Origin of the sequence: Streptomyces sp. NRRL S-87 (assembly GCF_000719335.1) — a bacterium.
Classification (GTDB): domain Bacteria; phylum Actinomycetota; class Actinomycetes; order Streptomycetales; family Streptomycetaceae; genus Streptomyces.
Genome location: NZ_JOGB01000002.1, coordinates 88,836 through 114,964, shown reverse-complemented (window position 1 = coordinate 114,964; position 26,129 = coordinate 88,836). Strand labels below are relative to the sequence as shown.

The 26,129-nt window shown below is 73.5% G+C and carries 23 protein-coding genes and 2 pseudogenes; 18 read left to right on the top strand and 7 right to left on the bottom strand.

What is annotated here, in order from left to right:
• Position 1 precedes the first annotated feature (1 nt).
• Together IF43_RS0101630 and IF43_RS0101625 are read right to left on the bottom strand one after the other, a co-directional pair.
• Positions 2–199 carry a DUF1918 domain-containing protein gene (locus IF43_RS0101630; protein WP_030192923.1) on the bottom strand — a complete coding sequence of 66 codons (198 nt, stop codon included), beginning with the start codon at positions 197–199 and terminating at the stop codon, positions 2–4.
• Positions 200–289: 90 nt separating this feature from the next.
• The gene (locus tag IF43_RS0101625; protein ID WP_030192922.1) at positions 290–1,258 is read right to left on the bottom strand and encodes a DMT family transporter; all 969 of its coding nucleotides are present in this window, start codon (positions 1,256–1,258) and stop codon (positions 290–292) included.
• On the opposite strand from IF43_RS0101625, the gene IF43_RS0101620 reads away from it, so the two are divergent.
• The 4 genes and pseudogenes from IF43_RS0101620 (at position 1,257) to IF43_RS41985 (ending at position 4,787) form a co-directional block, all read left to right on the top strand.
• Complete coding sequence (locus IF43_RS0101620) at positions 1,257–2,720, top strand: PLP-dependent aminotransferase family protein (protein WP_051794522.1); 1,464 nt, start codon at positions 1,257–1,259, stop codon at positions 2,718–2,720. The genes IF43_RS0101625 and IF43_RS0101620 overlap by 2 nt on opposite strands.
• 31 nt (positions 2,721–2,751) lie before the next feature.
• Complete coding sequence (locus IF43_RS0101615; protein ID WP_030192920.1) at positions 2,752–3,354, top strand: histidine phosphatase family protein; 603 nt, start codon at positions 2,752–2,754, stop codon at positions 3,352–3,354.
• 86 nt (positions 3,355–3,440) lie between these two features.
• Positions 3,441–4,199, top strand: a pseudogene (locus IF43_RS41990) (N-acetyltransferase); the annotation flags it as partial.
• The gene (locus tag IF43_RS41985; protein ID WP_324605079.1) at positions 4,179–4,787 is read left to right on the top strand and encodes a DinB family protein; all 609 of its coding nucleotides are present in this window, start codon (positions 4,179–4,181) and stop codon (positions 4,785–4,787) included. The pseudogene IF43_RS41990 and the gene IF43_RS41985, both read left to right, overlap by 21 nt.
• 149 nt (positions 4,788–4,936) lie before the next feature.
• On the opposite strand, the gene IF43_RS0101600 is transcribed toward IF43_RS41985, so the two are convergent.
• Entirely contained in the window at positions 4,937–5,527 is a 591-nt protein-coding gene (locus tag IF43_RS0101600) for a TetR/AcrR family transcriptional regulator (protein WP_030192917.1), read from the bottom strand.
• Positions 5,528–5,616: 89 nt separating this feature from the next.
• On the opposite strand from IF43_RS0101600, the gene IF43_RS0101595 reads away from it, so the two are divergent.
• From IF43_RS0101595 to IF43_RS0101550, 10 genes are all read left to right on the top strand, one after another.
• A complete protein-coding gene (locus IF43_RS0101595; protein ID WP_030192915.1) occupies positions 5,617–6,552 on the top strand; it encodes a bifunctional 2-polyprenyl-6-hydroxyphenol methylase/3-demethylubiquinol 3-O-methyltransferase UbiG in 936 nt (311 codons plus the stop codon).
• A 77-nt stretch (positions 6,553–6,629) separates the two neighbouring features.
• Positions 6,630–7,028, top strand: coding sequence for a helix-turn-helix domain-containing protein (locus IF43_RS0101590; RefSeq protein WP_030192913.1), 399 nt, complete (start codon positions 6,630–6,632; stop codon positions 7,026–7,028).
• A gap of 101 nt (positions 7,029–7,129) precedes the next feature.
• Positions 7,130–7,546, top strand: a complete 417-nt coding sequence (locus tag IF43_RS0101585) for a VOC family protein (protein ID WP_030192911.1) — start codon at positions 7,130–7,132, stop codon at positions 7,544–7,546.
• A gap of 86 nt (positions 7,547–7,632) precedes the next feature.
• Positions 7,633–10,020 carry an excinuclease ABC subunit UvrA gene (locus IF43_RS0101580; RefSeq protein ID WP_030192909.1) on the top strand — a complete coding sequence of 796 codons (2,388 nt, stop codon included), beginning with the start codon at positions 7,633–7,635 and terminating at the stop codon, positions 10,018–10,020.
• Between the two features lie 322 nt (positions 10,021–10,342).
• Positions 10,343–11,764 (top strand): pentapeptide repeat-containing protein, encoded by a 1,422-nt coding sequence (locus tag IF43_RS0101575; RefSeq protein ID WP_030192907.1) that lies wholly within the window; start codon positions 10,343–10,345, stop codon positions 11,762–11,764.
• A gap of 457 nt (positions 11,765–12,221) precedes the next feature.
• Entirely contained in the window at positions 12,222–13,262 is a 1,041-nt protein-coding gene (argC, locus tag IF43_RS0101570) for an N-acetyl-gamma-glutamyl-phosphate reductase (protein WP_030192904.1), read from the top strand.
• On the top strand, positions 13,259–14,434 hold the full coding sequence (argJ, locus tag IF43_RS0101565; RefSeq protein WP_030192901.1) for a bifunctional glutamate N-acetyltransferase/amino-acid acetyltransferase ArgJ: 1,176 nt from the start codon (positions 13,259–13,261) through the stop codon (positions 14,432–14,434). Before argC ends, argJ begins: the two co-directional genes overlap by 4 nt.
• The gene (argB, locus tag IF43_RS0101560) at positions 14,431–15,342 is read left to right on the top strand and encodes an acetylglutamate kinase (RefSeq protein ID WP_030192900.1); all 912 of its coding nucleotides are present in this window, start codon (positions 14,431–14,433) and stop codon (positions 15,340–15,342) included. Before argJ ends, argB begins: the two co-directional genes overlap by 4 nt.
• Positions 15,339–16,556, top strand: a complete 1,218-nt coding sequence (locus tag IF43_RS0101555) for an acetylornithine transaminase (protein ID WP_030192898.1) — start codon at positions 15,339–15,341, stop codon at positions 16,554–16,556. The genes argB and IF43_RS0101555 overlap by 4 nt, the downstream gene beginning before the upstream one ends.
• A gap of 7 nt (positions 16,557–16,563) precedes the next feature.
• Complete coding sequence (locus tag IF43_RS0101550) at positions 16,564–17,127, top strand: arginine repressor (RefSeq protein ID WP_030192896.1); 564 nt, start codon at positions 16,564–16,566, stop codon at positions 17,125–17,127.
• Between the two features lie 78 nt (positions 17,128–17,205).
• Here the strand turns inward: IF43_RS0101550 and IF43_RS0101545 are convergent, their stop codons facing one another.
• The 3 genes and pseudogenes from IF43_RS0101545 to IF43_RS35965 form a co-directional block, all read right to left on the bottom strand.
• Positions 17,206–17,940, bottom strand: a complete 735-nt coding sequence (locus IF43_RS0101545) for a L,D-transpeptidase (RefSeq protein WP_030192893.1) — start codon at positions 17,938–17,940, stop codon at positions 17,206–17,208.
• A gap of 107 nt (positions 17,941–18,047) precedes the next feature.
• A pseudogene (locus IF43_RS35970) lies at positions 18,048–18,630 on the bottom strand (pyridoxamine 5'-phosphate oxidase family protein).
• Positions 18,606–20,126 (bottom strand): hypothetical protein, encoded by a 1,521-nt coding sequence (locus IF43_RS35965; protein WP_051794520.1) that lies wholly within the window; start codon positions 20,124–20,126, stop codon positions 18,606–18,608. The pseudogene IF43_RS35970 and the gene IF43_RS35965 overlap by 25 nt, the downstream one beginning before the upstream one ends.
• Positions 20,127–20,298: 172 nt before the next feature.
• Here IF43_RS35965 and IF43_RS0101530 point away from each other — a divergent pair, with 172 nt between their 5' ends.
• Positions 20,299–21,492, top strand: a complete 1,194-nt coding sequence (locus tag IF43_RS0101530) for an argininosuccinate synthase (protein WP_030192888.1) — start codon at positions 20,299–20,301, stop codon at positions 21,490–21,492.
• Between the two features lie 201 nt (positions 21,493–21,693).
• Positions 21,694–23,124 carry an argininosuccinate lyase gene (gene argH / locus IF43_RS0101525; RefSeq protein ID WP_030192886.1) on the top strand — a complete coding sequence of 477 codons (1,431 nt, stop codon included), beginning with the start codon at positions 21,694–21,696 and terminating at the stop codon, positions 23,122–23,124.
• A gap of 150 nt (positions 23,125–23,274) precedes the next feature.
• On the opposite strand, the gene IF43_RS0101520 is transcribed toward argH, so the two are convergent.
• Positions 23,275–23,793, bottom strand: coding sequence for a hypothetical protein (locus IF43_RS0101520; RefSeq protein ID WP_030192884.1), 519 nt, complete (start codon positions 23,791–23,793; stop codon positions 23,275–23,277).
• A 215-nt stretch (positions 23,794–24,008) separates the two neighbouring features.
• On the opposite strand from IF43_RS0101520, the gene IF43_RS0101515 reads away from it, so the two are divergent.
• Together IF43_RS0101515 and IF43_RS0101510 are read left to right on the top strand one after the other, a co-directional pair.
• Positions 24,009–24,557: a TetR/AcrR family transcriptional regulator gene (locus IF43_RS0101515; RefSeq protein ID WP_030192881.1), complete on the top strand. Its 549-nt coding sequence runs from the start codon at positions 24,009–24,011 to the stop codon at positions 24,555–24,557.
• Positions 24,554–26,125 (top strand): MFS transporter, encoded by a 1,572-nt coding sequence (locus tag IF43_RS0101510; RefSeq protein WP_030192879.1) that lies wholly within the window; start codon positions 24,554–24,556, stop codon positions 26,123–26,125. Before IF43_RS0101515 ends, IF43_RS0101510 begins: the two co-directional genes overlap by 4 nt.
• Positions 26,126–26,129 lie beyond the last annotated feature (4 nt).

The following is a 26,129-nucleotide window of genomic DNA, read 5'->3' as shown; positions in this document are numbered from 1 at the left end:
TTCAGTACGGCTCTGTGGGCGGGTGCTTGACCACGCAGTCCGGCCCCGGAGACATCACGGCCTCGTGCCCGTCCTGGAAGCGGACGCGGTACGGCGGGCTGCCGTTCTCTCCCAGGACCTGGGTGATCTCGCCCACCCGGTCGTGCTGGCCCACGATCCTGCCGTGCTGCACCAGCTGGTCGCCCTCGGTCGCTCGCATCTGCTTGCCTCCTCGGAGCCGGTCGTGTGCGGTGACAGCAGTTTACGGCGATTCGTCGGTATTGAGCCTGTCGGGTCGCGTTCTGCGGGCTCAGGCCCGCTGGGTGACCGCGATGCAGACGAGGACGGCCACGGCGGCGGCCGGGGCGGCCGGGCTCAGCCGCTCGCCGAGCAGGGTCACCGACCAGACGAGGGTCAGGAGCGGCTGGGCGAGCTGGAGCTGGCTCGCCCGGGCCGCGCCGATCTCCGCCATGCCGCGGTACCAGACGTACAGGCCGAGGAACGTCGAGCCGGCCGCGACCCAGACCAGACCGGCCAGGCCGTGGCCGGTCAGGTGCACCGGCTCGTACGCCAGGCCGATCGCGGCGCCGGCCGCGGTCAGCGGCAGGCACAGGACCAGCGCCCAGCCGATCACCTGCCAGCCCGGCATCGTACGGGCCAGCCGGCCGCCCTCGGTGTAGCCGGCCGCGCACACCAGCAGCGCGCCGAACAGGTACGCGTCCCCGGTCGAGAGCGCGCCGCCGCTCTGCTGGAGGGTGAAACCGATGACCACGGCGGCACCGGCGACGGCCGCGGTCCAGAACGTGCGGGAGGGGCGCGTGCCGCCCCGCAGGCTGGAGAACACGGCCGTGGTCAGCGGCAGCAGGCCCACCACCACCGCCGCGTGCGAGGTCGTGGAGGTCTGCAGCGCGAGGGTCGTGAGCAGCGGGAAGCCGACGACCACGCCGCCGCCGACCACGGCGAGGCCGGCCCAGTGGGCGCGGTCGGGCAGCCGGACGCGCAGCGCCAGCAGGAACCCGGCCGCGATGAGGGCGGCCAGCACGCTGCGGACCGCCACGAGGGACCAGGGGCCGAAGCTCTCCAGGCCCCACGCCGTGGCCGGGAAGGTGAGCGAGAAGGTGAGCACGCCGAGCGCGGCGAGGGTCGTGCCGGAGGAGACGGCCCGGCGCGGGGCGGCGGCTGCGGGGGTCGCAGCGGTGGCGGTGCCTCCGCTCCCGAGGCCGGCGCTGCTGGTAACCGCTATCGTCGGGACGGTAGTAGCGCTATTCTGTGCTCTCATGCAACAGCGTAGCAGCGTGACTGAATTGGCGGAAAGCCTTCGTTCTGAGCTCAACCGCTATCCAGTAGAGGGAAAGCTGCCGTCCAGTCGGGCCCTCGTCGAGCGCTTCCGGGTCAGCCCGGTCACCGTCTCGCGGGCCCTGGCGCAGCTGGCCGCCGAGGGCCTGGTCGTCACCCGGCCCGGGGCCGGGGTGTTCCGGGCCGCTCCGCGGGAGCCGGCCGCCGTCGCCGGCGACACCTCCTGGCAGGAGCTCACGCTCAGCGCCGAGGGTCCCGGCGACGCGGGGCCGCGCTCGGTCGACGCGTCCGGGGTGCTGGCCAGCCTGACCGCCCCGCCGCCCGGGGTCATCGAGCTGAACGGCGGCTACCTGCACCACTCGCTGCAGCCCGAACGCGCCATGGCGGCCGCCCTCACCCGCGCCGGGCGGCGGCCGGGCGCCTGGGGGCGCCCCCCGCTGGAGGGGCTCACCGAGCTGCGCGCCTGGTTCGCCCGCGAGATCGGCGGCTCCGTCACCGCGGCGGACGTCCTCGTCACCGCCGGCGGCCAGAGCGCCCTGACCACGGCCCTGCGCGCGCTGGCCGCACCCGGCGCCGCGGTGCTCGTCGAGTCGCCGACGTACCCGGGCATGCTGTCCATCGCACGCGCCTCCGGGATGCGCCCGGTACCGGTGCCGGGCGACGCCGACGGGGTGCGCCCCGACCTGCTGGAGCAGGCCTTCCGCGCCACTGGGGCCCGGGCGTTCGTCTGCCAGCCCCTCTTCCAGAACCCCACCGGCGCCGTCCTCGCCCCCGGGCGCCGCGCCGAGGTGCTGCGGATCGCCCGGGCCGCCGGGGCGTTCGTCGTCGAGGACGACTACGCCCGCTACATGGGGCACGACGACGGCGGCCCGCTGCCGGTGCCGATGGCCGCCGACGACCCGGACGGCGTGGTGGTGCACGTCCGGTCGCTGACCAAGGCCACCTCGCCGAGCCTGCGGGTGGGGGCGCTGGCCGCGCGCGGCCCGGTGCTGGAGCGGCTGCGCGCGATCCAGGTGGTGGACAGCTTCTTCGTGCCGCGGCCGCTGCAGGAGGCGGCCCTGGAGCTGGTCGGCGCCCCGGCCTGGCCCCGCCACCTGCGTGCCGTCGCCACCGCCCTGCGCGAGCGCCGCGATTCCCTGGCGGCGGCCCTGCGCCGGGAGCTTCCCGGCCTGGCCCCGGCCCACCTGCCGTCCGGCGGCTACCAGTTGTGGTGCCGGCTGCCCGAAGGCACCGACGAGGCCGCTTTCGCCGCCGCCGCGCTGCGCGCCGGCGTCGCGGTCGCGCCGGGCCGCCCGTACTTCAGCGCCGAACCGCCCGGCCCGTACGTCCGGCTCAGCTTCGCCGGCGTGGCGGGCCCGACGGAGCTGGCGGAGGCGGCACGGCGGCTGGCGGGGTGCGGGGGGGGTGTGACGGGGTCGCGACACCGGTACGCACCAACACCTTGACCCGTCGCCCGCCGAGCCCCACCATCACCGCATGCATGTTCGGGTCACGCTCGTCGCGGCAGCCCGCAGTGCCCCGCTGCTCGCCGAGCGCTTCGACGACGACCGCCCGCTCGACCGGAACGGGTGGCAGGACGTGGCGGTGGCCGCCCACGGCCTCGTGCCGCTCGGCGCCGCCGAGCTGCGCTACTGCTCCCCGACGCCGCGCAGCCGCGCGACCGGGGAGGCGCTCGGCTTCGCCCCGCTCGCGCAGCCGGCCCTGCGCGAGTGCGACATGGGCCGCTGGCGGGGCCTGACGCTGGGCGAGGTCGCGGCGCGCGAGCCCGCAGCGGTGGACGCCTGGCTCGCCGACCCGTTGTCCGCCCCGCACGGCGGCGAGTCCCTGACGGACTTCATCACGCGGGTCGGGGGCTGGCTCGACACCCGCGCCCTGTACTTCGTCCACACGGACCAGCGGACCGCCGGGGACGGCGCGATCGTCGCCGTGGCCGAGCCCTCAGTGGTGCGGGCCGCGCTGGTGTACGCGCTCAAGGTGCCGCCGCTGACCTACTGGAACGTGGACGTCCGACCGCTCGCCGCGGTCACCCTCACCGGCTGGGCCGGATGCTGGCAGATGTCGCTCCGGGCGGCCGCGTGACGTGCCGGGACGTGCCGCCCGGAGCGCCGGCTGACCTGCACGGAAATCGCTTGGAACACACGTACGGCGCTGGCTAGTTTGCCCCCATGGACGACGTACGAGAGCCGCACCTGCACATCACCACCCTCGCCGAGCGCCCCGAGCTGCGCGACGAGATGTGGGGCATGAAGGACACCTGGCCCGAGTTCACGATGCACGACCCGGTCGGGTGGATGCTGATGGGCCGGATCGCCGCCGAGCTGCCCGAGTACGTCCTCGTCGCCACGGACGGCACGGGCGCGGTGGTGGCCCGTGCCTTCAGCGTGCCGTTCGCCCTCCACACGGAGGGCCGGGGCGAACTCCCCCCGCGCGGCTGGGACCAGGTGCTCATGTGGGCCTTCTCGGACCTGCGGCACGGCGTCGCCCCCGACACCGTCAGCGCCATCGAGATCAACATCCACGCCGACCACCAGGGCAGGGCGCTCTCAGGCCGCATGCTCGCGGCGATGCGCGCCAACGCCAGGGCCCGCGGCTTCCGCGAGGTGGTCGCCCCGCTGCGCCCCAACGCCAAGCACCTCGAACCGGAGACGCCCATCGAGGAGTACGTGCTGCGCACCCGCCCCGACGGCCTGCCGCACGACCCGTGGCTGCGCGTCCACGTGCGCGCGGGCGGCGTCGTCGAGAAGGTCTGCCCGGCCTCCATGACGGTCAGCGCCTCGCTGGAGGAGTGGCGGTCCTGGACGGGCCTGCCCTTCGACGCGCGGGGCCCGGTCGTCGTACCCAAGGCCCTGGTACCGGTGCACTGCGAGCCGGACCTGGGGTACGCCGTCTACGTCGAGCCCAACGTGTGGGTCCGGCACCCGCTGGAGGACTCGGTGACGGACGGCGGCCGGGAGGCGGGGACGGAGCCCGCGGTGACCGACGGAGCGGCCGGGGTGCCCGGGGCGGCCGCCGCGGCCGCGGCGCGCGTCGCGCCGTCCGTCACGGCCGGCGACCGGGAGTCCCTCACCGCCTTCCTCGACTACCAGCGCGCCACCCTGGCGTGGAAGTGCTCGGGCCTCACCCCCGATCAGCTCCGGCTGAAGGCGGTGCCGACCTCGGGACTCTCGCTGCTCGGCCTGGTCCGGCACGCGGCGGAGGTGGAGCGCGGCTGGTTCGCCAACGTGGTGCGCGGCGAGGGACGCGGGGCGCTGTGGCCGCGTGTGAACGGGGAGTTCGCCGACTTCCGCGTCGAGGACGCCGACGTCGAGGAGGCGTTCGCGTTCTGGCACGCCGAGTGCGACCGCTCGCGGGCGGCCGCGGCGGCCGTCCCGTCCCTGGACGACACCGTCGACTTCCGAGGCGAGACCTACTCGCTGCGCTACGTCGTGACCCACATGATCGAGGAGTACGCCCGCCACAACGGCCACGCCGACCTGCTGCGCGAGGCGATCGACGGAGCGGTGGGGGAGTGACGGCCCCCGCGCCCGCCGCGCCCCCCGCCGCGCCCGTCGCGCCCCCCGCGCGCGCCGGGGGCGGGCCGGTGACGGGCGAGAGCCCGGTCCTGTGCGGGCTGGCGGCCGACCCCCGCCTGCCCTGACCGGCTGCACCGCACGGGCGCGGGTCAGCTCAGGACCGGGCCGACGACCGACGTGACGGCCCGGGTGACGGCCTCCGGGGTCGGCGGGGTGCCCGTGCGGTCGGCGAAGAGGAGGTGGGCGGTGCCGATCAGGGTGGGGGCGAGGGCGTCCGCCGCGGCCTCGGGGGCGAGGCGGCCCAGCTCGCGCTCGGCGGCCAGGTAGTCGGCGAGGGCCGCGGCGGCCTCCGCCAGGACCGGGACACCGGTCGGGCGCGCCGTGCGCAGCCGGGCCCGGAGGACGTCCCGGGAGGTCACCAGGCCGACGACGGCCACCGCGACCGACGCGAAGAGGTCCGTCAGGAAGGCCGTGACGTTCCCCGCGACCGTGCCGGTCCCCGCCCCGGCGCACAGGGCCGCCCCCTGCGCCTCGACGCGGGCGACCCGGTCCGTCACCAGCTCGGCCAGGAACGCGTCGAAGTCCGCGAAGTGCCGGTGCAGGACCCCCTTCGCGCAGCCCGCCTCCGTGGTGACGGCGCGGCTGGTCAGCGCGCTGGGTCCGTCCCGCAGCAGGACGCGGTCGGCGGCGGCGAAGAGCTGTGCGCGCACGTCCTGGAGCGCCACGCCGGTGGGTGCCATGAAGTCCTCCCGAAGACCGTGGCCGACGGGCGTCGGCCGTTGACCGTTGACCGTTGACCAGTGGGCATGTGCCCACTCATAGTGGGCACATGCCCACCTTAGCGTCGGGAGAACCCGACCCCACCCCGCAGCCGCACGGATCGCACCGCCGACGCGACGTCGCCGAGTCCTTCGGAGACGACGCCGAGCGCTACGAGCGCGCCCGCCCCCGCTACCCCGACGCGTTGGTCGCCCGAGTGACCGCCGCCGCGGCGGCCGGTCGCGTCCCGCCGGCCGCCGCCCCGGCCGGCACCGCGCCGCCGCCCGGCAGCAGCGGTCCTGCCTGCAGCGGTCCTGCCGGCAGCGGTCCGGCCGGCGCCCCGCCCGCCGTGCTCGACGTCGGCTCCGGCACCGGGATCGCGGCCCGTCAGTTCCGGGCCGCCGGGTGCCGCGTGCTCGGTGTCGAGCCCGACGCCCGGATGGCCGCCGTCGCCGAGCGCCTCGGCGTGCGGACGGAGACGGCGACGTTCGAGGAGTGGGACCCGGCCGGCCGCACCTTCGACGCGGTCGTCGCCGCCCAGGCCTGGCACTGGATCGACCCGGCGGCCGGCGCGGCCAAGGCGGCCGCCGTCCTGCGCCCCGGCGGCCGGTTCGCCGCGTTCTGGAACGCCCTGCGGCTGCCGCCCGCCGCCGCGGAGGCCTTCGGTGCCGTCTACGCCCGCCTCCTCCCGGACCTGCCCTTCGACCCCCGCGCGCTCACGGACCAGGGGGAGCAGGCCTACGCGAAGGTCCTCGACCGGACCGTCGAGGGCCTGGGTGCCGCCGGCTCCTTCGGCCCGCCGGAGCGCGGGCGGGACGCGTGGGAGTGGACGTACACCCGAGAGGCGTGGCTCGACCAGCTGCCGACGCTGGGCGCCTTCACCCGCCTCCCCGCCGACCGCCTCGCCGGGCTCCTCGACGCCGTGGGCACCGCCGTCGACGCCCTCGGCGGCTCGTTCACGGCGCGGTACACCACGGTCTCCGTCACCGCCGCCCGCCTCCGCTGACGACCGGCCCCTCGCCGGCAGCGGCCCCGTGGCGGTCGTCGGGGCCGCTGTCAGTGCGCCGTGCCATGCTGGGGGGCATGGGCTTGGAGGACCTGAAGCGGTTGCGGCGTGCGCGGGACACCATGGACCGCGACTACGCGGAGCCACTGGACGTGCCTGCCCTGGCGGCCGTCGCACTGATGTCCGCGGGGCACTTCTCCCGCAGCTTCCGCACCGCCTTCGGCGAGACGCCGTACAGCTACCTGATGACCCGCCGCGTCGAGCGCGCCAAGGCGCTGCTGCGGCGGGGCGACCTCAGCGTCACCGAGGTGTGCTTCGCGGTCGGCTGTACGTCGCTGGGCTCGTTCAGCTCGCGTTTCACCGAACTCGTCGGCGAGACCCCGAGCGCCTACCGGGCCCGCTGCCACGAGGCCGGCGCGCCGATCCCCGCCTGCGTCGCCAAGATCCACACCCGGCCGGTGCGGGCCGGCGGCTGACCGGCCGCCACCGGGCCGCACGACCCGCCGCGGTCCCACCCACGCCGACCGCCCGGCACGGCGAGGAGCGGGATCGGCGCGCGGCTCGTAGCGTCGAGGGCATGAACGTCAAGCTGTCCCAGTGCTTCATCGCGGTCGACGACCACGACAAGGCGCTCGCCTTCTACCGGGACGTCCTCGGCCTGGAGGTGCGCAACGACGTCGGGTTCGAGGGGATGCGCTGGGTGACCGTCGGGTCCCCCGCCCAGCCGGACGTGGAGATCGTCCTCGAACCGCCGCTCGCCGACCCCGGCGCGTCCCCGGCCGACCGGCAGGCGATGGCGGAGCTGCTGGCCAAGGGCCACCTGCGCGGCGTGATCTTCTCCACCGACGACGTCGACGCCACCTTCGAACGCATCCGCGCCGCCGGCGGGGAGGTGCTGCAGGAGCCGATCGACCAGCCCTACGGCGTCCGCGACTGCGCCTTCCGCGACCCGGCGGGCAACATGCTCCGCTTCAACCAGCCCCGCACGGGCTGAAGAGCGCATACGGTGGACCGCTCACGGTCGGCGGGCCCGTACCAGGGGGCCGCCCCCGGGCCGTGCAAACGGATGGAGACGAGACGATGCGCAGGGCCACGAGGACGGACGTGCACGCGTCGGAGCCGCACGCCGCCGACAGCCACGACCTCATCCGCGTGCTCGGCGCGCGCGAGAACAACCTCAAGGACGTCAGCATCGAGATCCCCAAGCGCCGGCTGACGGTGTTCACGGGCGTCTCCGGCTCCGGCAAGAGCTCGCTCGTCTTCGACACGATCGCCGCCGAGTCGCAGCGGCTGATCAACGAGACGTACAGCGCCTTCGTCCAGGGGTTCATGCCCAGCCTCGCGCGCCCCGACGTCGACGTGCTCGACGGCCTGACCACCGCGATCATCGTCGACCAGCAGCGGATGGGCGCCGACCCGCGCTCGACCGTCGGCACCGCCACCGACGCCAACGCGATGCTCCGCATCCTCTTCAGCCGGCTCGGCAGCCCGCACATCGGCCCGCCCGGCGCGTACGCCTTCAACGTCCCCTCGGTCCACGCGACCGGCGCCATCACCGTCGAGCGCGGCGACCAGAAGGCCCAGAAGGCGACCTTCCGCCGCACCGGCGGCATGTGCCCGCGCTGCGAGGGCCGCGGCTCCGTCAACGACATCGACCTGTCCCAGCTGTACGACGCCGCCAAGTCGCTCGCCGAGGGCGCCCTGACCATCCCCGGCTACAGCATGGACGGCTGGTACGGGCGCATCTTCGCGGGCTCCGGTTTCTTCGACATGGACAAGCCGATCCGCAGGTACACGAAGCGGGAGCTGCACGACCTGCTCCACAAGGAGCCCACCAAGATCAAGGTCGAGGGCATCAACCTCACGTACGAGGGTCTGATCCCGAAGCTGCAGAAGTCGATGCTGGCCAAGGACGTCGACGCGCTGCAGCCGCACGTCCGCGCCTTCGTGCAGCGGGCGGTCACGTTCACCACGTGCCCCGACTGCGACGGCACCCGCCTCACCGAGGCGGCCCGGTCCTCGAAGGTCGCGGGCATCAGCATCGCCGACGCCTGCGCGATGCAGATCAGTGACCTGGCGGACTGGGTCCGCGGTCTCGACGAGGCGTCGGTGGCCCCGCTGCTGGCCAAGCTCCGGCACTCCCTGGACTCCTTCACGGAGATCGGCCTCGGCTACCTCTCGCTCGACCGGCCCGCGGGCACGCTCTCGGGCGGAGAGGCGCAGCGCGTCAAGATGATCCGCCACCTCGGCTCGTCCCTCACCGACGTCACGTACGTCTTCGACGAGCCCACCGCGGGCCTGCACCCGCACGACATCCAGCGGATGAACGAGCTGCTGCTGCGGCTGCGCGACAAGGGCAACACCGTCCTCGTCGTCGAACACAAGCCGGAGGTCATCGAGATCGCCGACCACGTCGTCGACCTCGGCCCCGGCGCCGGAGCCGCGGGCGGCTCGGTCTGCTTCGAGGGCACCGTCGACGGGCTGCGGGCGGCCGGCACGACCACCGGCCGCCACTTCGACGACCGCTCTGCCCTCAAGACGTCCGTCCGTAGGTCCACCGGCGCGCTGGCGGTCCGCGGCGCGACGACGCACAACCTGCAGGGCGTCGACGTCGACATCCCGCTGGGCGTCCTGACCGTCATCACCGGCGTGGCCGGCTCGGGCAAGAGCTCGCTCGTCCACGGGTCGATCCCGGCCGAGGAGGGTGTGGTCTCGGTCGACCAGAGCCCGATCCGCGGCTCGCGGCGCAGCAACCCGGCGACGTACACCGGGCTGCTCGACCCGATCCGCAAGGCCTTCGCCAAGGCCAACGGCGTGAAGCCGGCGCTGTTCAGCGCCAACTCCGAGGGCGCCTGCCCCACCTGCAACGGCGCCGGCGTCGTCTACACCGACCTGGCGATGATGGCCGGCGTGGCCACCACCTGCGAGGAGTGCGAGGGCAGGCGCTTCCAGGCCTCGGTCCTCGAGTACCGCCTCGGCGGGCGGGACATCAGCGAGGTGCTCGCGATGCCCGTGACCGAGGCTGAGGAGTTCTTCGGCGCCGGTGAAGCGCGCACGCCGGCCGCGCACAGGATCCTGGAACGGCTCGCCGACGTCGGTCTCGGCTACCTCAGCCTCGGCCAGCCCCTCACCACGCTCTCGGGCGGCGAGCGGCAGCGGCTGAAGCTGGCCTCGCACATGGGGGAGAAGGGCGGGATCTACGTCCTGGACGAGCCCACCACCGGCCTGCACCTCGCCGATGTCGAGCACCTCCTCGGCCTGCTCGACCGGCTCGTCGACTCGGGCAGGTCCGTGATCGTCATCGAGCACCACCAGGCGGTCATGGCCCACGCCGACTGGATCATCGACCTCGGCCCCGGAGCCGGCCACGACGGCGGCCGGATCGTCTTCGAGGGCACCCCCGCGGACCTCGTCGCCGCCCGCTCCACCCTCACCGCCGAACACCTGGCCGCCTACGTCGGCGCCTGACGCCCCCGTCCCCCTCCGGCCCCCAACCCGCCCACCGCGGCGTCGTCGCGCACCTGTGACCGAGCGCGCCATCTGGCCCGGATGGACAGCTACGGCGCTCAGGATCATTCTGCCTGCGGCAGGGGTCGGCCTGCCGGTGGACTCGGCCTTACCGACCTCCTCGGAGTGAACGGTCGCCGGCCTGCTCGGTCGGGTTTGGGCCGCCGCGGCTTGCTCGGTTTCGGTGCACGCGTGGTCGAGCGATGCGGCAACCCGGGGAAAGGGTCGCCGGGTGCGGCGCGCTGCCACCATGAGTGGCGGCGAATGATGTTGTGGTGGTGCGATGTCAGCACTTCTGCCCCGCCGTCAGCCGGGACAGCAGCGCCGCCTGCGCCTTTGGCCAGGCCGCCGACGCCGCCAACCGGAACAGCAAGGCCGCCTGGGGTTGTGGCCGATCCACGGAGTTCTTGTTCTGGCCTTCGCCGCCGCGATCCTCGCAACCACCGTGACGTTCTACGCCGGGTGGAAACTGCTCGGCGTCCAGGGGCTGGCACGCGAGCAGCGCATCGGCTCCAGGGAGCTGTTCGATCTTGTGAAAGTATCATTCGGTGTGGTCGCGGGCGCCGGGGCCCTGGTTGCCTTGGTCAATGGCTATCGGCGTCAGCGCGTTGACGAGGCCGGAGCCCTGCGCGAAGAGACTCGCCTGCACACAGAACGCTTCACCAAGGCTGTGTCCCAACTCGGCGAAACGTCTGAGGCCGTCCGCCTCGGCGCCGTACATGCCCTGGCCAGCCTTGCTGACGACGCCCCCACCCCCGACCTTCAGCAGACCTGCGTCGACGTGCTGTGCGCCTACCTTCGCCTGCCCTACAGTGCTGAGGCTGACCTGTCCGACGGCGACGCTGGGGCCCGGCACGCGTACCTGGCCCTGCGGGAAGTGCGGCACACGGTCATCCGTCTCATCCGCGACCACCTGCGTCTGTTACCGGACCATCCACACTCGTGGCAAGGGCTTCGCTTCGACTTCACCGGTGTCGTCTTCGACGGAGGCGACTTCAGCGGCGCGAAGTTTTCCGGCGGCAGGGTCGATTTCAGGGACGCGACCTTCTCTGGCGCCCGAGTCGACTTCAAGGACACGAAGTTCTCCGGCGTCAGGGTCGACTTCAGGGGTACGAAGTTCTCCGACGGCGAGGTCACGTTCCGCAGCGCCGCGTTTTCCGACAGCGAGGTCGACTTCAGGGACGCGACCTTCTCAGGCGCCCGAGTCGACTTCAGCGCGAACTTCCTCGACACCTCAGCCTCCTTCCGTGGCGCAAACTTCTCTGCCGGCACGGTGACCTTCGACGACGCAAGGTTCCTCGGCCGCGGGGTCGACTTCTGCAGTGTGTTCTCTGGCGGCACCGTCCTCCTCGGCGCGGCGTTCTCCGGCGCCACCGTCTCCTTCCGCGGCGCAGAGTTCTCCGGCGCCACGGTCGGCTTCGGCGGCGCGACGTTCTCCGGCGCCACGGTCTCCTTCCGCGGCGCAAGATTTTTCGCTGGAGTGGTGGAGTTCTGCGGCACAAGGTTCTCCGACAGCCAGGTCACGTTCCGGGCTGCTGGGTTCATCGGCGCAAAGGTCTCCTTCCTCGGCGCGGCGTTCTCCGGCGCCAAGGTCGACCTGTCGGCTGCGAGCGGGCAACCGCCATCGGGTCTTGTGCCACCGGCTGAGAAGCCACTGCCCGACGGGCTGATCTTGCCTACCGAGTGGTACCCCGCGAAGGCCTGAGCCGGCAAGATTGTCCGCCCGACCACGGCGATCCGGGGATTGAGGAACATCGCCATCAAAGCGTGCCCTAAGCAATCCGGGACTCGCCGCTCCCGTCCGGTCCCATGACCCTTCGTTGCCCAGCTGCCGGCCGTTCAGGCCAGGATCACCGCCTTGGCCAGCGGAAGGAGGGGGGCCGCCGGACATCCGCTACCGCACGATTCCGACGCCCCACCAGCCCACTGAGCCCTCCCCCGGCCGCCCTGGTTCAGGTGCCCCAAGTTCACGCAGATCAGAGGGCTCGGACCTGATCGGTGGCCTCTCAAGAGGCCAAATGGAGTACACAGCGGGCCAACCAGGGCGCTCAACGGCCAGATAGCGTGCTCAGTCGCAGCACCCCGTCCGGGGTGGCGCGGAAGACCTTTGCATAAACGTGCATCGATACGTATAGTCATGCCATCGAACGATGGAGGGTCCGATGGTGGTACGAGCAGCGGTGGCCGGTGCGAGCGGGTACGCGGGCGGAGAACTCCTGCGCCTGCTCCTCGCGCACCCCGAGGTCGAGATCGGCGCGCTGACCGGCGCGTCCAACGCCGGCCAGCGCCTCGGCGCCCTCCAGCCCCACCTCCTCCCGCTCGCCGACCGCGTGCTGGAGCCGACCACCCCCGAGGTGCTGGCCGGCCAGGGCCGACGGCACGACGTGGTGTTCCTCGCGCTCCCGCACGGCCAGTCCGCCGCGGTCGCCGAGCAGCTCGGCCCGGACGTGCTGGTCGTCGACATGGGCGCCGACTTCCGCCTGCAGGACGCCGCCGACTGGGAGGCGTTCTACGGCTCCCCGCACGCCGGCACCTGGCCGTACGGCCTTCCCGAACTGCCGGGCGCCCGCACCGCGCTGGAGGGGTCCAAGCGCATCGCGGTGCCCGGTTGCTACCCCACCGCCGTCTCGCTCGCGCTCTACCCGGCGTACGCGGCCGGCCTCGCCGAGCCCGAAGCCGTGGTCGTCGCCGCCTCCGGCACCTCCGGCGCCGGCAAGACCCCCAAGCCGCACCTGCTCGGCGCCGAGACCATGGGCAACATGACCCCGTACGGCGTCGGCGGCGGCCACCGCCACACCCCCGAGATGAGCCAGAACCTCTCGGCCGCGGCGGGGGAGAAGGTGTCCGTGTCCTTCACGCCCACCCTCGCTCCCATGCCCCGCGGCATCCTCGCCACCTGCAGCGCCAAGGCGGCCCCCGGCACCACCGCCGACTCGCTGCGGGCCGCGTACGAGAAGGCGTACGCCGACGAGCCCTTCGTCCACCTGCTCCCCGCCGGGCAGTGGCCCGCCACCGCCGCCGTGTACGGCTCCAACGCCGTGCAGGTCCAGGTCGCGTACGACCCGGCCGCCGGCCGGGTCATCGCGATCAGCGCCATCGACAACCTGACCAAGGGCACCGCGGGCGGCGCGGTGCAGAGCATGAACATCGCCCTCGGCTTCGACGAGGCACTGGGACTTTCCACGATTGGAGTGGCGCCGTGACGGTTACGGCTGCACAGGGATTCACCGCGGCGGGCATCGCCGCGGGAATCAAGGAGAACGGCAACCCCGACCTGGCCCTCGTGGTCAACCACGGCCCCCGCCTGGCCGCTGCCGGCGTGTTCACCTCCAACCGCGTCAAGGCCGCCCCGGTGCAGTGGTCCGAGCAGGTGCTGCGCGGCGGCGCCGTCAGCGCCGTCGTCCTCAACTCCGGCGGCGCCAACGCCTGCACCGGCCCCCGGGGCTTCCAGGACACCCACGCCACCGCCGAGAAGGCCGCCGACACCCTCAACGCGGGCGGCATCGCGGGCGGCGAGCACAACGCCGGCGAGATCGCCGTGGCCTCCACCGGCCTGATCGGCGTCCTGCTCCCCATGGACAAGCTGCTGCCCGGCGTCGAGACCGCAGCCGCGGCCCTCGCCGAGGACGGCGGCGAGGCCGCCGCCATCGCCATCAAGACCACCGACACCGTGCACAAGACGGCCGTCTTCGAGGGCGACGGCTGGACCGTCGGCGGCATGGCCAAGGGCGCCGGCATGCTCGCCCCGGGCCTGGCCACCATGCTCGTGGTCCTCACCACCGACGCCGACCTCGACAGTGCCGCCCTCGACACCGCACTGCGCTCGGCCACCCGGCTCACCTTCGACCGGGTCGACTCCGACGGCTGCATGTCCACCAACGACACCGTGCTGCTGCTCGCCTCCGGCGCCTCCGGCGTCACGCCTCCCGCCGCCGACTTCGCCGACGCCGTCCGGACCGTCTGCGACGACCTGGCCCGCCAGCTCATCGGCGACGCCGAGGGCGCCAGCAAGGACATCCGCATCGAGGTCGTCGGCGCCGCCAGCGAGGAGGACGCCGTCGAGGTCGGGCGCTCCATCGCCCGCAACAACCTCCTCAAGTGCGCCATCCACGGCGAGGACCCCAACTGGGGCCGGGTGCTCTCCGCCATCGGCACCACCAAGGCCGCCTTCGACCCCGACCGGCTGCACGTGGCCATCAACGGCGTCTGGGTCTGCAAGAACGGCTCGGTGGGGGAGGACCGCGACCTGGTCAGCATGAAGGACCGGGAGGTCCGCATCACCGCCGACCTCTCCGCCGGCTCCGAGTCCGCCGTGATCTGGGCCAACGACCTGACCGCCGAGTACGTCCACGAGAACAGCGCCTACTCCTCATGACCGGTACCGCGCGGAAGCACACCGCCCTCCCCAAGGCCCAGATCCTCATCGAGGCCCTGCCCTGGCTCACCCGCCACCACGGCAAGACCGTCGTGATCAAGTTCGGCGGCAACGCCATGGTCAACGAGGAGCTGAAGGCCGCCTTCGCCCAGGACGTCGTCTTCCTGCGGCACGCCGGCATCAAGCCCGTCGTGGTCCACGGCGGCGGCCCGCAGATCAGCGCCCAGCTCGACAAGCACGGCCTGGTCAGCGAGTTCAAGGCCGGGCTGCGCGTCACGACGCCCGAGGCCATGGACGTCGTCCGCATGGTCCTGGCCGGTCAGGTCCAGCGCGAGCTGGTCGGGCTGCTCAACCAGCACGGGCCGCTGGCCGTCGGTCTGACCGGCGAGGACGCCCACACCATCTCCGCCGTGCAGCACAAGCCGGAGATCGACGGCGAGCTCGTCGACATCGGCCGGGTCGGCGAGATCACCGCCATCGACACCGGGGCCATCGCGGCGCTGCTGGAGGACGGCCGCATCCCGGTCGTCTCCTCCATCGCGCGCAGCGCCGACGACGGCCACATCTACAACGTCAACGCCGACACCGCGGCAGCGGCCCTCGCGGCCGCCCTCGGCGCCGAGACGCTGATGGTCCTCACCGATGTCGAGGGCCTGTACGCGGACTGGCCCAACAGCGACGAGGTCATCAGCCGGCTCACGGTCAGCGAGCTGGAGAAGCTGCTGCCCGAGCTGTCCAGCGGCATGGTGCCCAAGATGGAGGGCTGCCTGCACGCCGTGCGCAACGGCGTCCGCACCGCCCGCGTCATCGACGGGCGGGTCCAGCACTCGATCCTGCTGGAGATCTTCACGGACGAAGGAATCGGCACGATGGTCGTGCCCGACGAGCAGGGAGGGGACCGGACATGAGCGGCGGTACGACGTCCAACCAGGAGCTCGCCCAGCGCTGGCGGGACACCCTGACCGACAACTACGGCACCCCCGCCGTCGCCCTGGTCCGCGGCGAGGGCGCGCAGGTCTGGGACGCCGACGGCAACGCGTACACCGACTTCGTCGGCGGCATCGCGGTCAACGCCCTCGGCCACGCGCACCCCGCGATCGTCCGGGCCGTGTCCGACCAGGTCGCCACCCTCGGCCACGTGTCCAACCTCTACGCCTCCGAGCCGGTCCTCGCCCTCGGCGAGCGGCTGCTGCAGCACTTCGGCCGGCCCGGCCGGGTGTTCTTCTGCAACTCCGGTGCCGAGGCGGTCGAGGCGGCGTTCAAGATCGGCCGGCTCACCGGCCGCACCCACATGGTCGCCACGAACGGCGGTTTCCACGGCCGGACCATGGGCGCCCTCGCGCTCACCGGCCAGCCCGGCAAGCAGACCCCCTTCCTGCCGCTGCCCGGCGACGTCACGCACGTGCCGTACGGCGACGTGGAGGCGCTGCGCGCGGCCGTCACCGAGGAGACGGCCTTCGTCATCCTCGAACCCGTCCAGGGCGAGTTCGGCGTCGTCGTCCCGCCCCCGGGCTACCTCAAGGCCGCCCGCGAGATCACCCGGGCCACCGGCACCCTCCTCGTCCTCGACGAGGTCCAGACCGGCGTCGGCCGGTGCGGCCAGTGGTTCGCGCACCAGGCGGACGAGGGCGTCGACCCCGACCTCGTCACCCTCGCCAAGGGCCTGGGCGGCGGCCTGCCCATCGGGGCCGTGGCCGCCTTCGGCCCCGCCGCCGACCTGCTCAAGCCCGGCCAGCACGGCACCACCTTCGGCGGCAACCCCGTCGCCTGCGCCGCGGGCCTCGCCGTGCTCGACACCATCGCGGCCGAGGGGCTGCTCGACCAGGTCAAGGAGCGCGGCGAGCGGCTGCGTTCCGGAATCGAAGCCTCCGGCCACCCGCTGGTCTCCCACGTCCGCGGTGCGGGCCTGCTGCTGGGTATCGTGCTGACCGAGCCCCTCGCCGCCCAGGTGCAGCGCGCGGCTCAGGACGCCGGCTTCCTCGTGAACGCCCCCGCCCCCGACGTCGTACGCCTCATGCCCGCGTACGTGGTCTCGGAGGACGAGGTGGACGCTTTCGTGCGGGCCCTGCCCGGCATCCTCGACAACGCAGGCAACGCAGGCGGCGGACGGACCGGAGAATGAGACGACGATGAGCCAGGCGCAGGACAACGAGCAGTACGGGTCCTCCCGCGCGGACTCCGGAGGCGGCCCCGCCGTCCCGCAGACCCGCACCGCCCGCCACCGCCGGATCGTGGACATCCTCAACCGGCAGCCGGTCCGCTCCCAGAGCCAGCTGGCCAAGCTGCTCGCCGACGACGGGCTGAGCGTCACCCAGGCGACGCTCTCGCGCGACCTCGACGAGCTGGGCGCGGTGAAGATCCGCAACACCGGTGGCGAGCTCATCTACGCGGTCCCCAGCGAGGGCGGCTTCCGCACCCCGCAGGCACCGCTGGGCGAGTCGGCCAAGGAGGAGCGCATGCGGCGCCTCTCCGGTGAACTGCTGATCTCCGCGGAGGCCTCCGCCAACCTCGTGGTCCTGCGCACCCCCCCGGGGGCGGCCCAGTTCCTGGCCTCGGCCATCGACCAGGCCGAACTGCACGCCGTGCTCGGCACCATCGCGGGCGACGACACGCTCATGCTCATCAGCCGCGACCCGGCGGGCGGCCAGGCCCTGGCCGACCACCTCCTGAAACTGGCCCAGAAGGAGGGCTGACCCCTCCCGTGCGAAGGGCCCCGGCGGACGCCCGCCGGGGCCCTTCGCGCATCCGGTGCGGCGAAGCGTGCGGCCTGGCTAGTAGGCGGTCACGTCCAGGGCCCCGGAGCGGGTGCCGATCGCGATGTGCGGGTGGCGGTGCGGGTCGGCCCAGGTCAGGATCCGGCGCATGTCCCGCTCCGGGACGGACACGCACCCGGCCGTGGCGCCGCGCCCGTTGACGTGCAGGAAGATGCCGGCCCCCCGGCCGCGCACCGGCCGGTCGTAGTTGAACCCGATGACCAGCGCGTACGCGTACTGGGCGGCGTACGAGACCAGGTGCTCGGCCTCCCCGGGCGCGCAGTCCGCGGGCAGCGGCTCGACCCAGCGGTTGTAGCGGGTGGAGGCGTTGTCCTGGCACCACCACGACTGCGGCGTCACGCGCCGGTACCGGAACGCGGTCCCGGCCGGCGCCATCTGGATCCCGAAGGCGTACGGCAGCGCGTACAGCCCGGCCGGGGTCGTGCTGGTGCCCTGCACGCGGGTGGTCCCCTCCGCCAGCCCGTGCGCGCCGAACCGGGCCGGGGCGCTGCCGGCCTCGAACCACCGGCCCGCGCGCCGGTCCCACCAGGTCACGGTGCCCGTGGTGGAGCCGGGCGCGGGCGCGACGGCGGTGATCAGCTGCGTGCCGCCGCCGGTGTCGGCCATCCGGGCGGGCAGGGGCAGTGCCGCCGGCCGGGTGTCGGTCGGCCCGACGGGGCCGGGCGGTGCGGCGTGTGCGACGGGGCCGAGGAGCAGGGCTGTTCCGGCGGCCAGGGCGGCGGCGATGCGCACGGGCGGACCTCTCGGTGCGGGAGGGAAACGGACGGCGCATCAGACGGTACGCGGCGGCGACCCTACCGGACGCGCCGGGCGCGCGGCCGGGTCGTGCGGTACCCGCCTCAGGCCGTACGCGGCGGCAGCGGGAGCGGCAGCGCGGGGCAGGCCGTCGAGGCTGGTGCCGATGTGCTCCTTCTTCTCGCAGTACGCGGCGAACTCCTCGTCCGTCTTGCGCCCGAAGTACTCGGCGTGCAGCGTGCGTTCCTCGCGGTAGTCCATGAACGGCACGGCGTAGCCGCAGGTGTCGGAGATCCGGTTGGCGTGCACCAGGACGACCGCGCGGGCGGAGGGGCCGTCCACGGCCTCGAACAGCCCGATCAGTTCCGGCCAGCGGGGGTCGTCGCGGAACACGGCCTCGCCCTGGCCGTGCACGCGCACGATGTTGGGGGGGCCGTCGAAGGCGCACCACATGAGGGTGATGCGGCCGTTCTCGCGCACGTGCGCGATGGTCTCGGCGCCGCTGCCGCCGAAGTCCAGGTACGCGAGCGTCTGCTCGTCGATCACCACCAAGGTGCCGGCCCGGCCCTTGGGCGAGAGGTTGATGTGGCCGTCCCCGGCCAGTGGCGCCGTGGCGGTGAAGAACACCGGCTGCGCCTCGATGAAGGTCCGCAGCCGTCCGTCTATTCGTTCGTACGTTTTCCCCATGGGGTGAGTATCCGCCACCACGGCAGGTGGTGTCGGCCCGATTCCGGCAGGGGGGCACGGACCGGCGTCGGGGCCGCGGCCGGAGAGGTGGCCTCCGCACCCTCGGCGCGCAACTCCCGCCGCCCGTCGGCCGGTCCGGTGCCCGCCCAGGGGTCGCCGCCGTACCGGGCGGACAGCAGACGGGCCGCGGCCCGGCGGCGGTGCTCCGGCCCGGCGGGGTCGAGGCGCTGCCTGAGCCGCTGGTCCGGGAGGCGGTCGTCGAAGGGCAGCAGCGCCCGGGTCGCCTCACGGACGACCGAAGGTGACGGGTCGTCGACCAGGGGCAGCATCGACTCCGGGCGCGCCCGCCCCAGCAGCCGCAGCCCGGTCACCGCGTCCGCCCGTACCAGTCCGTCGGGGTGGGCCAGCAGTGCCGTCAGGACGGCCGCGTCCGCGTCGCGGGCCCGGGTGCCGGGCGTCCGGCACTCGCCCAGCCCGACCGGCGCCCGGCGCGGCACCGCCGCCGGACCCGTGCACAGGTCCCGGTAGAGCGGTCGCGGGTCGGTGCCGTACTGGCGCAGCACCCAACGGGCGCATGCCCGGACGAGGGGCGAGCGGTCGAGGAGGTACGGCGGCGCGAGATCCGGCCGCCCGGCCCGGTGCAGCGCCGTGACCCCGGCCGCCCTCACTTCGGCGGGCCGGGCCGCGAGCAGCGGTGCGATCGCGTCGGGGACGCCGGCCGGGTCCGGGTCCCGTTCGCGGCTCCTGCCGGCGGCCTCGGGGAGCGCCGCGAGGGCGGCGTCCGCGTACAGCCGCTGGACGACCACGTCCCGGTCCGCGGCCGCCAGGGCCGCGAGCTCCGCCGCCGGAAGGTGGCCCTGCGCCACGGTCAGGCGGGCTCCGAGGCGGCGGGTGGGCAGATCGGCGCCGACCCGCAGCCGGCGGGCCGGATCGCGGCCGGGCAGCGTTCCGAGCGCCGTCACGATCAGCTCCTGGGCCCAGCCGCCGCGCTCGCGCAGGCCTCCCCGCAGCGCAACCGGCACCAGGGCCAGGACCTCCGCCGGGGGAAGCTGTGCCAGCAGCCGGGGGAGCAGGGCGCGGGCCCGCTCCCGTACCGGCCGCGCCCAGTCGGCGCACCGGATCACCACCAGCGGCAGCAGCTCCGCGTGGTCCGCCGCGATCCGGTCGAGGGCGGCCTCGCGGACACGGCCGTCCGGGTGGCACAGGGCGAGGGCGAGCTCGGAGCCGCGCAGCGGGCGGCCGCCGCGGCCGTCGGCCGCGGACGGCCCCGGCGCGGGGGCGGGCAGCCGCTCGGGCCGGCCCCACCGGCGTACGCCGAAGTCGAGCGCGAACCAGCGGCCGGCCGCGGTCTGCTCGTCGACGTGCCGGAGGCCCAGGGCCCGGGCGACGTCCGCCCCCTCGGCGATCCGGCGGGCCATCAGCACGCCGGCGGCCGTGTCCGTACCCGTCCCGGCGTCCTCGCCCGTACCGGCGTCGGCGCCCGCGTCGGTGTCCATGTCGCCCCTTTCGCCGTGTGCTCGGCCGCTCGGGAGCAGCGTAGACGGCGGGCCGGGGCTCTGCCTCCGAGTATTCGCCCAGGTCAGAGCTGTGCCGCCAGGGCTCGTTGACGAAACATACGGAGTCATGCATAGTTATGCCTGTCGTTGATTGCACCGTAAGGAGAAACCCGTGACCGAGCGCGTCGTACTCGCCTACTCGGGCGGCCTGGACACCTCCGTCGCCATCGGCTGGATCGCCGAGGAGACGGGCGCCGAGGTCATCGCCGTTGCCGTGGACGTCGGCCAGGGCGGCGAGGACCTGGACGTCATCCGCAAGCGCGCGCTCGCCTGCGGTGCCGTCGAGGCCGAGGTCGCGGACGCCAAGGACGAGTTCGCCGAGGAGTACTGCCTCCCGGCGATCAAGGCCAACGCCCTCTACATGGACCGCTACCCGCTGGTCTCCGCGCTGTCGCGCCCCACGATCGTCAAGCACCTGGTCGCCGCCGCGAAGAAGCACGACGCGTCGATCGTGGCCCACGGCTGCACCGGCAAGGGCAACGACCAGGTCCGCTTCGAGGCCGGCATCCAGGCCCTCGGCCCGGACCTGAAGTGCATCGCCCCGGTCCGCGACTACGCCATGACCCGGGACAAGGCCATCGCGTTCGCCGAGCGGGCCGAGCTGCCGATCGCGACGACGAAGAAGTCCCCGTACTCCATCGACCAGAACGTCTTCGGCCGCGCGATCGAGACCGGCTTCCTCGAGGACATCTGGAACGCCCCGATCGAGGACATCTACGAGTACACCCAGAACCCGGCCGTGGTCCGCGAGGCGGACGAGGTCGTCATCTCCTTCAAGGAGGGCGTCCCGGTCGCCGTCGACGGCAAGCCCGTCACCGTCCTGCAGGCCATCCAGCAGCTCAACGAGCGGGCCGGCGCCCAGGGCATCGGCCGGATCGACATGGTCGAGGACCGGCTGGTCGGCATCAAGTCCCGCGAGGTGTACGAGGCCCCGGGCGCGATCGCGCTGATCACCGCGCACCAGGAGCTGGAGAGCGTCACCGTCGAGCGCGAGCTGGCCCGCTACAAGCGGCAGGTCGAGCAGCGCTGGGGCGAGCTGGTCTACGACGGCCTGTGGTTCTCGCCGCTCAAGCGCGCCCTGGACGGTTTCATCAACGAGGCCAACCAGCACGTCACCGGCGACATCCGGATGACCCTGCACGGCGGCCGCGCCGTCGTCACCGGCCGGAAGTCGGACCAGTCGCTGTACGACTTCAACCTCGCCACCTACGACACCGGCGACACCTTCGACCAGTCGAAGGCCCAGGGCTTCATCGAGATCTTCGGCCTGTCGTCGAAGATCGCGGCCAAGCGCGACCTCGCCTGATCCCAGGCAGCAGGACCGTACGCCGCGCCACCCACCGGTCCCCCCGGGCGCCCGTGAGCGCATCGCCGGGTCGGCCGCGGCGCGGCGTACGGTGAAAACGACCGCCTCCCCGCTCCTCCGCGGCGGGGAGGCGGCCGTACATCCCGCCGATGCATCCGGGCACCGGCAGCACCCCCTCTTGCACACGCGAGGAGCAGAGCAGTGAGCAGCAACAACGGTGACGTCCGGCTCTGGGGCGGCCGGTTCGCCGACGGGCCCGCCGAGGCCCTGGCGAAGCTGTCCGCCTCGGTCCACTTCGACTGGCGGCTGGCCCCGTACGACATCGCCGGCTCCCGTGCCCACGCCCGCGTGCTGCACAAGGCCGGGCTGCTCACCGCCGACGAGCTCGAGCGCATGATCGCGGGTCTGGACCGGCTGGAGGCGGACGTCGCCGACGGCTCGTTCACCGGCACCATCGCCGACGAGGACGTGCACACCGCGCTGGAGCGGGGCCTGCTGGAGCGGCTCGGCCCCGACCTCGGCGGCAAGCTGCGGGCCGGCCGCTCCCGCAACGACCAGGTCGCCACGCTCTTCCGCATGTACCTGCGCGACCACGCCCGGATCATCGGCGGTCTGATCGCCGAGCTCCAGGACGCGCTGGTGGGCCTGGCCGAGGCGCACGCGGACGTGGCCATGCCAGGCCGTACCCACCTCCAGCACGCCCAGCCGGTGCTCTTCGCCCACCACGTCCTCGCGCACGTCCAGTCGCTGTCCCGGGACGCGGAGCGGCTGCGGCAGTGGGACACCCGGACGGCCGTCTCGCCGTACGGCTCGGGCGCGCTGGCCGGCTCCTCCCTCGGACTCGACCCGGAGGCGGTCGCGGCCGACCTCGGCTTCGAGCGGGGCTCCGCGGGCAACTCCATCGACGGGACGGCCTCGCGGGACTTCGTCGCCGAGTTCGCCTTCATCACCGCGATGATCGGGATCAACCTGTCCCGGATCGCGGAGGAGGTCATCATCTGGAACACGAAGGAGTTCTCCTTCGTGACCCTGCACGACGCCTTCTCCACCGGCTCCTCGATCATGCCGCAGAAGAAGAACCCGGACATCGCGGAGCTGGCGCGCGGCAAGTCGGGCCGCCTCATCGGCAACCTGACCGGCCTGCTGGCCACGCTCAAGGCCCTGCCGCTGGCCTACAACCGGGACCTCCAGGAGGACAAGGAGCCGGTCTTCGACTCCTGCGACACGCTGGAGGTCCTGCTCCCCGCCTTCACCGGCATGATGGCCACCCTGACGGTGAACCGGGAGCGGATGGAGGAGCTCGCCCCGGCCGGCTTCTCGCTCGCGACGGACATCGCGGAGTGGCTGGTCAAGCAGGGCGTGCCGTTCCGGGTCGCCCACGAGGTCGCGGGCGAGTGCGTCAAGGTCTGCGAAGCGGAGGGCATCGAGCTGGACGGCCTCACCGACGAGCAGTTCGCCAAGATCTCCGAGCACCTCACGCCCGAGGTCCGTACGGTCCTCGACGTCCCCGGCGCCCTGGCCTCCCGCAACGGCCGCGGCGGCACGGCCCCGTCGGCCGTCGCCGTCCAGCTGACCGAGCTGAAGGCGGACCTGGTCATCCAGCACGCCTGGGCCACCGCCAAGCAGAAGTAGCCCCGATCGTCGCCGGAGGGCGGTGGGTGCCGTCCGGCACCCACCGCCCTCACGCGTTGCGCCGCCGGGCCACGGCGGTCGCCACCGGGGCCCGGCGTTCGCCGGCGCGGCCCGGCGGTCGTCGGCGCGGCCCGGTCGACGCCGGCCGGCTCAGCCGATGCCGGCCCGGGCTCCGGCGAGGGCCTCCCGGAACAGCGCGCCCGTCTTGGCGTCGCTGAACTCCCCGGCGAGCGAGTCGAGGGCCTCCAGGACCGGGAGCGCCCGGACCGGTGCGACGTCGGCGAACGGCTGCCACGGATCGGGGAGCGGGCCGAGGACGAGCCACGGATCGGGGAGCGGGCCCGCGGATTCGCGCTCCAGGTGCGGCTTCGGCCACCGGATGTGGATCGGCCTCGGGGGCGGACACAGGTCCTCGATGTCCGAGAACGTGTCCAGCAGGGGCTCCATGCGGGCGAAGACCTCCTTCGGCTTCAGCTCGTGGGCCCTGCCGTCCAGGCTGGCCGCGGCCCGGGTCAGATCGCTGTACACGATGCGCGCCTTGGCCTCGGGCAGGGCCCGGACCAGGTAGCGCTGGGCCTGGGTGATCAGGAACCGGTCCCAGTCGTGGGAGTTCTTGATCCTCTTGATGACGAACGGGGGAAGGTCTCGCACGTCGTCCTCGGTGCGCATGGGGCAACCTCTCCCACCGGCCCGTCGGCGTGACGTCCGGCGTCCGGCCGACGGTCGGTGAAGGCTCGTGGGGCCTCCAGACTCGCAGCGGCACGCCCACGGCGACCGCCGGGACGGCCCGGACGGGTGACGGGCCCCTCAGGCGTCAACCCGTGGCAGGAGCTGCCGCGCTCTAAAATGAGACATGGATGTCTCAGATGGGGTATCGTTGTCTCATGGCCATGGATCGAGACCACGTACTGCGCGCCGCCGCCGCCCTGCTCTCCCGCAAGTCGACCGCGACGATGGACGAGGTCGCCAAGGCCGCCGGCATCGGCCGCGCCACGCTCCACCGGCACTTCGCCGGCCGCGACGCGCTCGTACGGGCCCTCGAGGACCTCGGCATCCGCGCGTTCGAGGGCGCCTTCGACCGGGCCGCGCTGGAGGAGGGCTCCGTCGTCGAGGCGCTCAGGCGCCTGGTCGCCGAGTCCGAGCCCGACGCCCAGCTGCTCGCCTTCCTCGTCACCGAGAACCAGCTCTTCGAGGGCGACCAGGTCAACGAGGGCTGGGCCCGGCTCGACGCCCGCGTCTCCGCGCTCTTCCGGCGCGGCCAGGAGCGGGGCGAGATCCGCATCGACCTCAGCCCCGCCTGGCTCACCGAGGCCCTCTACGGCCTCATCGCCACCTGCGCCTGGGCCGTGATGGACGGCCGGGTCGCCGCCAAGGACTTCCAACACATGATCATCGAGCTGTTGCTCGGTGGCGCACGACGGAGTGAGAAATGACCAGTACCGAACAGCTGCGGGCAGGGAAGGGAACACGGACCACCACCGCCACGCCGCCGGCCGCCGCCGGCTCGCGCGGCCGCTGGCTCGCGCTGTCCGTCCTGGTGCTGGCCGTGCTGCTGGTCGCGGTCGACGCCACCGTCCTGGGCCTGGCCACGCCGTTCCTGAGCGAGGACCTCCAGCCCTCCGGCGCCCAGCTGCTCTGGATCGGCGACGTGTACTCGTTCGTGATCGCCGGCCTGCTCGTCTCCATGGGCAGCCTCGGCGACCGCATCGGCCGCAAGCGGCTGCTGCTCACCGGCGCCGTCGCCTTCGGTGCCGTCTCCGTCCTGAACGCGTACGCCACCAGCCCCGAGATGATGATCGTCGCCCGCGCCCTGCTCGGCGTCGCCGGCGCGACCCTCATGCCCTCCACCCTGGCCCTGATCCGGAACATCTTCCAGGACCCCAAGGAGCGCAGCCTCGCCATCGGCATCTGGGGCGCCGCCGCCTCCGCCGGTGCCGCGGTCGGCCCGGTCGTCGGCGGGTTCCTGCTGAACCACTTCTGGTGGGGCTCGGTCTTCCTCATCAACCTGCCCGTGATGGCGCTCCTCGTCCTCGTCGGCGTCAAGTTGCTGCCCGAGTCGAAGAACCCGGTGGCCGGCCCCTGGGACCTGCCCAGCGTGGGCCTGTCCCTGGTCGGCGTCATCGGCCTCGTGTACGCCGTCAAGGAGACGGCCGCCTACGGGCCGACCGCCCAGGCCGGTGTGGCCGCACTGCTCGGCGCCGGCGCCCTGTGGCTGTTCGTCCGCCGCCAGCTCACGCTCCCCGCGCCGCTGCTCGACATGCGGCTGTTCCGCCACCGCGGCTTCTCCGGCGCGGTGCTGGCGGACCTGCTGACCGTGTTCGGCCTGTCCGGACTGGTCTTCTTCCTCTCCCAGTTCCTCCAGCTCGTCCAGGGCCGCGACCCGCTCGAGGCCGGCCTGGCCGAGCTGCCCGCCGCCCTCGGCGCGGTGGCCACCGGCCTCCTGGCCGGCCGGGCCGCCCGCCGGTTCTCGGTCCGGTCCGTCGTCACCGGTGGCCTGGCCGCCATCGGCCTGGCGCTGGGCGCGCTCGCCCTGATCGACCAGGACAGCGGCTATCCGGTCCTGGGTGCGGCCCTGCTGGTGGTCGGCGTCGGCGCCGGCTTCTCCTTCACGGTCACCGCCGACGTGATCCTCTCCAGCGTGCCGAAGGAGCAGGCCGGCTCGGCCTCCGCCGTCTCCGAGACCGCGTACGAGCTCGGCGCCGCACTCGGCATCGCCCTGCTCGGCTCCATCGTGACCGGCGTCTACCGGGGCTTCCCGGTGCCGGAGGGCGTACCGGCCCCGGTGGCCGAGGCGGCCCACGAGTCCCTCGGCGGGGCCGTCGAGGCGGCCGGGACGCTGCCCGGCGGGGCGGGGGAGCAGCTCGCCGCCGCCGCGCAGGGCGCCTTCGTGGACGGCCTGCACATGGCGTCGCTGGTGGGCGCCGCGGTCCTGCTGGCCACGGCGGTCGCCGCCTGGTTCCTGCTGCGCGGCCAGCAGCTCGCCGACCACGTCGAGCACTGAACCG

Bases quoted from the DNA above. Each gene is read 5' to 3' on its own strand.
- IF43_RS0101630 (WP_030192923.1), bottom strand. From the start codon at position 199: ATGCGAGCGACCGAGGGCGACCAGCTGGTGCAGCACGGCAGGATCGTG.
- IF43_RS0101620 (WP_051794522.1), top strand. From the start codon at position 1,257: ATGCAACAGCGTAGCAGCGTGACTGAATTGGCGGAAAGCCTTCGTTCT.
- IF43_RS0101625 (WP_030192922.1), bottom strand. From the start codon at position 1,258: ATGAGAGCACAGAATAGCGCTACTACCGTCCCGACGATAGCGGTTACC.
- IF43_RS0101615 (WP_030192920.1), top strand. From the start codon at position 2,752: ATGCATGTTCGGGTCACGCTCGTCGCGGCAGCCCGCAGTGCCCCGCTG.
- IF43_RS0101600 (WP_030192917.1), bottom strand. From the start codon at position 5,527: ATGGCACCCACCGGCGTGGCGCTCCAGGACGTGCGCGCACAGCTCTTC.
- IF43_RS0101595 (WP_030192915.1), top strand. From the start codon at position 5,617: ATGCCCACCTTAGCGTCGGGAGAACCCGACCCCACCCCGCAGCCGCAC.
- IF43_RS0101590 (WP_030192913.1), top strand. From the start codon at position 6,630: ATGGGCTTGGAGGACCTGAAGCGGTTGCGGCGTGCGCGGGACACCATG.
- IF43_RS0101585 (WP_030192911.1), top strand. From the start codon at position 7,130: ATGAACGTCAAGCTGTCCCAGTGCTTCATCGCGGTCGACGACCACGAC.
- IF43_RS0101580 (WP_030192909.1), top strand. From the start codon at position 7,633: ATGCGCAGGGCCACGAGGACGGACGTGCACGCGTCGGAGCCGCACGCC.
- IF43_RS0101575 (WP_030192907.1), top strand. From the start codon at position 10,343: ATGTCAGCACTTCTGCCCCGCCGTCAGCCGGGACAGCAGCGCCGCCTG.
- argC (WP_030192904.1), top strand. From the start codon at position 12,222: ATGGTGGTACGAGCAGCGGTGGCCGGTGCGAGCGGGTACGCGGGCGGA.
- argB (WP_030192900.1), top strand. From the start codon at position 14,431: ATGACCGGTACCGCGCGGAAGCACACCGCCCTCCCCAAGGCCCAGATC.
- IF43_RS0101555 (WP_030192898.1), top strand. From the start codon at position 15,339: ATGAGCGGCGGTACGACGTCCAACCAGGAGCTCGCCCAGCGCTGGCGG.
- IF43_RS0101550 (WP_030192896.1), top strand. From the start codon at position 16,564: ATGAGCCAGGCGCAGGACAACGAGCAGTACGGGTCCTCCCGCGCGGAC.
- IF43_RS35965 (WP_051794520.1), bottom strand. From the start codon at position 20,126: ATGGACACCGACGCGGGCGCCGACGCCGGTACGGGCGAGGACGCCGGG.
- IF43_RS0101520 (WP_030192884.1), bottom strand. From the start codon at position 23,793: ATGCGCACCGAGGACGACGTGCGAGACCTTCCCCCGTTCGTCATCAAG.
- IF43_RS0101515 (WP_030192881.1), top strand. From the start codon at position 24,009: ATGGCCATGGATCGAGACCACGTACTGCGCGCCGCCGCCGCCCTGCTC.
- IF43_RS0101510 (WP_030192879.1), top strand. From the start codon at position 24,554: ATGACCAGTACCGAACAGCTGCGGGCAGGGAAGGGAACACGGACCACC.